Below are 3,612 nucleotides of genomic sequence, written 5' to 3'. Positions count from 1 at the left end.
CCGCCGCCCGCGCCTGGGCCGCGCGCTATGCCGGCCAGGCCAGGCCGGCGCTGGACCTGACCCAGGCCGTGCCGGGCTATCCGCCGCCGCCCGACCTGCTGGCGAAGCTGGCGGAGGCCGCCGGCAGCGCTGCCTGCGCGGGCTACGGCGCCATTGCCGGCGACGCGGCCCTGCGGGAGGCGCTGGCCGCCGACATGGGCGCCTTCTACGGCGCGGCGATCGGCGCCGACCGGGTCGCCATCACCGCCGGCTGCAACCTGGCCTTCGCCATGGCGATGCAGGTGCTGGTGGCGGAGGGCGAGGCGGTGCTGCTGCCGACGCCATGGTATTTCAACCACCACATGGCGCTGACCATGCAGGGCGTGCGCGCCATCCCCGTGCCGACGCGCGCGGAGGACGGCTTCGTCCCCGATCCCGCGCGCATCGAGGCCCTGCTGGTCGAGCACAAGGCCCGCGCGATGGTGCTGGTGACGCCGAACAACCCGACCGGCGCGATCTACCCCGAGGGCGTGATCCACGCGGTCGCGGCGCTGTGTCGCCGGCACGGCGCGATGCTGGTGCTGGACGAGACCTATCGCGACTTCCTGCCCGAACCCAGGCCGCATGCGCTGTTCGACGACCCCGACTGGGGGGATGTGCTGCTGCACCTCTATTCCTTCTCGAAGGCGTATTGCGTGCCGGGCCACCGCGTCGGCGCCATGGCGGCGGGACCGGCGGTAATGGCGGAACTCGAGAAGGCCTTCGACACCTTCCAGATCTGCCCGCCGCGCCCCGCGCAGGCGGCGCTGGCCTGGGCGATCCCGGCGCTGCGCGCCTGGCGCGACGGCAACCGCGCGCTGATGGCGGGCCGGGCCGACGCCTTCCGCGGCTTCGTCTCGCAACTGCCGGGCTGGCGGCTCGACGCCATCGGCACCTACTTCGCCTATCTGCGGCTGCCGGACGGCGCGCCGGACGCGCTGCGCGCCGCCGAGATCCTGGCCGCGGAGCAGGGCCTGATGACGCTGCCCGGCCCCTTCTTCGGCCCCGGCCAGGATCGTCACCTGCGGCTCGCCTTCGCCAATGCCGAGGAGGCGGTGCTGGCGCAGGTGCCTGCCCGCCTCGCCGCCTTCAGCTGAGGAGCTTCGCCATGCGCACCCTGGACGTGATCTCCGATGCCATCTGCCCCTGGTGCTGGATCGGCAAGGCGCATCTCGACGCCGCGCTGGAGGAGCTGCGCGGCGAAGGGCTGGACTTCCGCGTGCGCTGGCGCCCGTTCCAGCTCAACCCCGACATGCCGGAGGAGGGCGTGGAGCGCGACGCCTACCGCGCCGCCAAGTTCGGCTCGCTCGAGCGGTCGCGGGAGCTGGACGCGCAGGTCGCCGAGGCTGGGCGCGCCGCCGGGCTCGACTTCCGCCACGACCTGATGCGGCGCACGCCGAACACCGTCGCGGCGCATCGCGTGATCCGCGCGGCGGAGGAGGCCGGCGTCCAGCAGCCGGTCGTGGATGCGCTGTTCCGCGCCTATTTCCAGGACGGCCGCGACATCGGCGACCCAGCGGCGCTGGACGGGATCGCCGCCGCCGCCGGCCTGCCGGGCATGGAAGCGATGCTGGCCGGCGACGCCCACCGCGACGCCGTGCTGGCCGAGGACATGGCGGCGCGGCGCGGCGGGATATCCGGCGTGCCCTCCTTCCTGATGGACCGGCACCTGCTGTTCAGCGGCGCCATGCCGGGGCCCCGCATGGCCGAGGCGTTCCGGCAGGCGAACGCGATCCTTTCCGCCCGCGAGGCCGCGGCGTAGCATCCAGCCCGGGAACCGGAGTGACTGCGCATGGAATGGATCATCCTCGGCGTCATCGTCGTGCTGCTGCTGTGGCTGGTCATGGTCTACAACCGGCTGGTCGCGCTGCGGCAGACGGTCGGCCAGTCCTGGTCGGACATCGAGGTGCAGCTGAAGCAGCGCCACGACCTGATCCCGAACCTGGTGGAGACGGTGAAGGGCTACGCGGCGCATGAGCGCGGCACGCTGGACGCGGTGATCCAGGCGCGCAACGCCGCGGTGAACGCGCATGGGCCGGAAGCGGCCTCCGCCGCGGAGGGCCAGCTTTCCGGCGCGCTCGGCCGGCTCTTCGCGCTGAGCGAGGCCTATCCGGACCTCAAGGCGAACACCAACTTCCTGTCGCTGCAGGGCGAGCTTTCGGCGCTGGAGACGAAGATCGCTGCGGCGCGGCGCTTCTTCAACAACGCGGTCGCCGAGTTCAACAGCGCCATCCAGTCGATCCCGGCCGTGTTCTTCGCCGGCAGCCTGGGCTTCACGCCCCGCGGCTTCTTCGAGCTGGAGGCGAACGAGCGCGCCGCGGTGCAGACGGCGCCGCAGGTGAAGTTCTGATGCGACCTGATCGCGGCCCCTCTGCCGGCCGCCGAACGGCGGCCCGCGCACAGGCCGACAGCGCGGCTTGGCGCGCCAGTGCGTAGGCGCGCAAGCCAAGCGCGCGGAGCGCGCGCCCGGCGCCTGAGGGCATAGCACTATGCAAACCTTCGGTTTGCGCACCCACGCCTGGAACACCGCGCTCCGGTCCATCCTGCTGCTGGCCGGCTTCCCGGTGCTGCTGACCATGATGGGCTATGCGATCGCGCTGTTCATCGTCTCCGGCAGCGCGCCCAGCGTGGAGGCCGGCCTGGTGGAGGCGGCGCGGCTGCTGCCTGTGGTGGTGCCGATCGCGCTGCTGGTCGCGGCGGTGTGGTTCGCCATCGCCTGGCTGGCGCACAACAGGATCCTGGACCTCGTCACCGGCGCGAAGCGCGTGACCGACCCGCGGGAGGAGCCGCGGCTCTGGCAACTGACGGAGACGCTCTGCATCAGCCGGGGCATGCGGATGCCGCGGCTCGCGGTGATCGAGACGCCGCAGCGCAACGCCTTCGCCTCCGGCCTCACGCCGGAGAAGGCCGGCGTGACTGTGACGCGCGGGCTGATGGACGCGCTGGACGACCGCGAGCTCTCGGCCGTCATCGCACATGAGCTGGCGCATATCCGCAACGGCGATGCCCGGCTCGGCGTGATCGCGGCCGTCTTCGTCGGCGTGATCACGCTGATCACCGACCGGGTCTGGAACGTGCTGCGCTTCGCGCGCTTCCGCGTCGGCAGCGGCCGGTCCTCGTCCTCCTCCTCGCGCAACAGCGGCGGCGGGGCGATGGTGGTGCTGATCCTCATCGGCATCGTGATCGCCGTGCTGGCGCATGTGCTGGCGCTGGTGCTGCGCATGGCGCTGTCGCGCAACCGCGAATACCTGGCCGATGCCGGCGCGGTGGAGATGACCGGCGACCCCGACGCGATGATCGGCGCGTTGCGCAAGGTGGAGCAGCGCGCCGCGATGCCGCAGGTGCCGGAGCAGGTGCGCGCGCTGTTCCTGCACGATTCCGCGCTGTCGGCCGCCGCCGGCTGGTTCGCCACCCATCCGCCGATCGGGAAGCGCGTCGCGACGCTGGTGCAGGTTGCCGGTGGCCACGATCCGGGCCCGCTGCCCGCGCTGGAGGAACCGGCGGAGGACGCGGCCTCGGCCGCCCCGTGGCAGGACGCCGCCCCCGCTTTCGCCGGCGCGCCGGCCGGCGACGCGGAGCAGGCCGCCAGCCCCT

At 72.9% G+C, this 3,612-nt stretch carries 4 protein-coding genes; all 4 read left to right on the top strand.

Annotated elements, in window-relative coordinates; genetic code table 11:
- A partial coding sequence (locus OZN99_RS27585; protein ID WP_270938430.1) for an aminotransferase occupies positions 1-1,115 on the top strand: 1,115 nt, incomplete at its 5' end.
- 11 nt (positions 1,116-1,126) lie between these two features.
- Positions 1,127-1,780: a DsbA family oxidoreductase gene (locus OZN99_RS27580; RefSeq protein ID WP_270938429.1), complete on the top strand. Its 654-nt coding sequence runs from the start codon at positions 1,127-1,129 to the stop codon at positions 1,778-1,780.
- 30 nt (positions 1,781-1,810) lie between these two features.
- On the top strand, positions 1,811-2,368 hold the full coding sequence (locus OZN99_RS27575) for a LemA family protein (protein WP_270938428.1): 558 nt from the start codon (positions 1,811-1,813) through the stop codon (positions 2,366-2,368).
- A 139-nt stretch (positions 2,369-2,507) separates the two neighbouring features.
- The coding region (locus OZN99_RS27570; protein WP_270938427.1) for a M48 family metallopeptidase at positions 2,508-3,612 on the top strand (1,105 nt) is incomplete at its 3' end.

Source organism: Falsiroseomonas oryzae (assembly GCF_027856955.1).
In the GTDB taxonomy this organism is placed as follows: domain Bacteria; phylum Pseudomonadota; class Alphaproteobacteria; order Acetobacterales; family Acetobacteraceae; genus Falsiroseomonas; species Falsiroseomonas oryzae.
The sequence above is the reverse complement of the archived record's forward strand: the minus strand, read 5'-3'. Positions and strand labels throughout refer to the sequence as shown.

Bases quoted from the DNA above. Each gene is read 5' to 3' on its own strand.
- OZN99_RS27580 (WP_270938429.1), top strand. From the start codon at position 1,127: ATGCGCACCCTGGACGTGATCTCCGATGCCATCTGCCCCTGGTGCTGG.
- OZN99_RS27575 (WP_270938428.1), top strand. From the start codon at position 1,811: ATGGAATGGATCATCCTCGGCGTCATCGTCGTGCTGCTGCTGTGGCTG.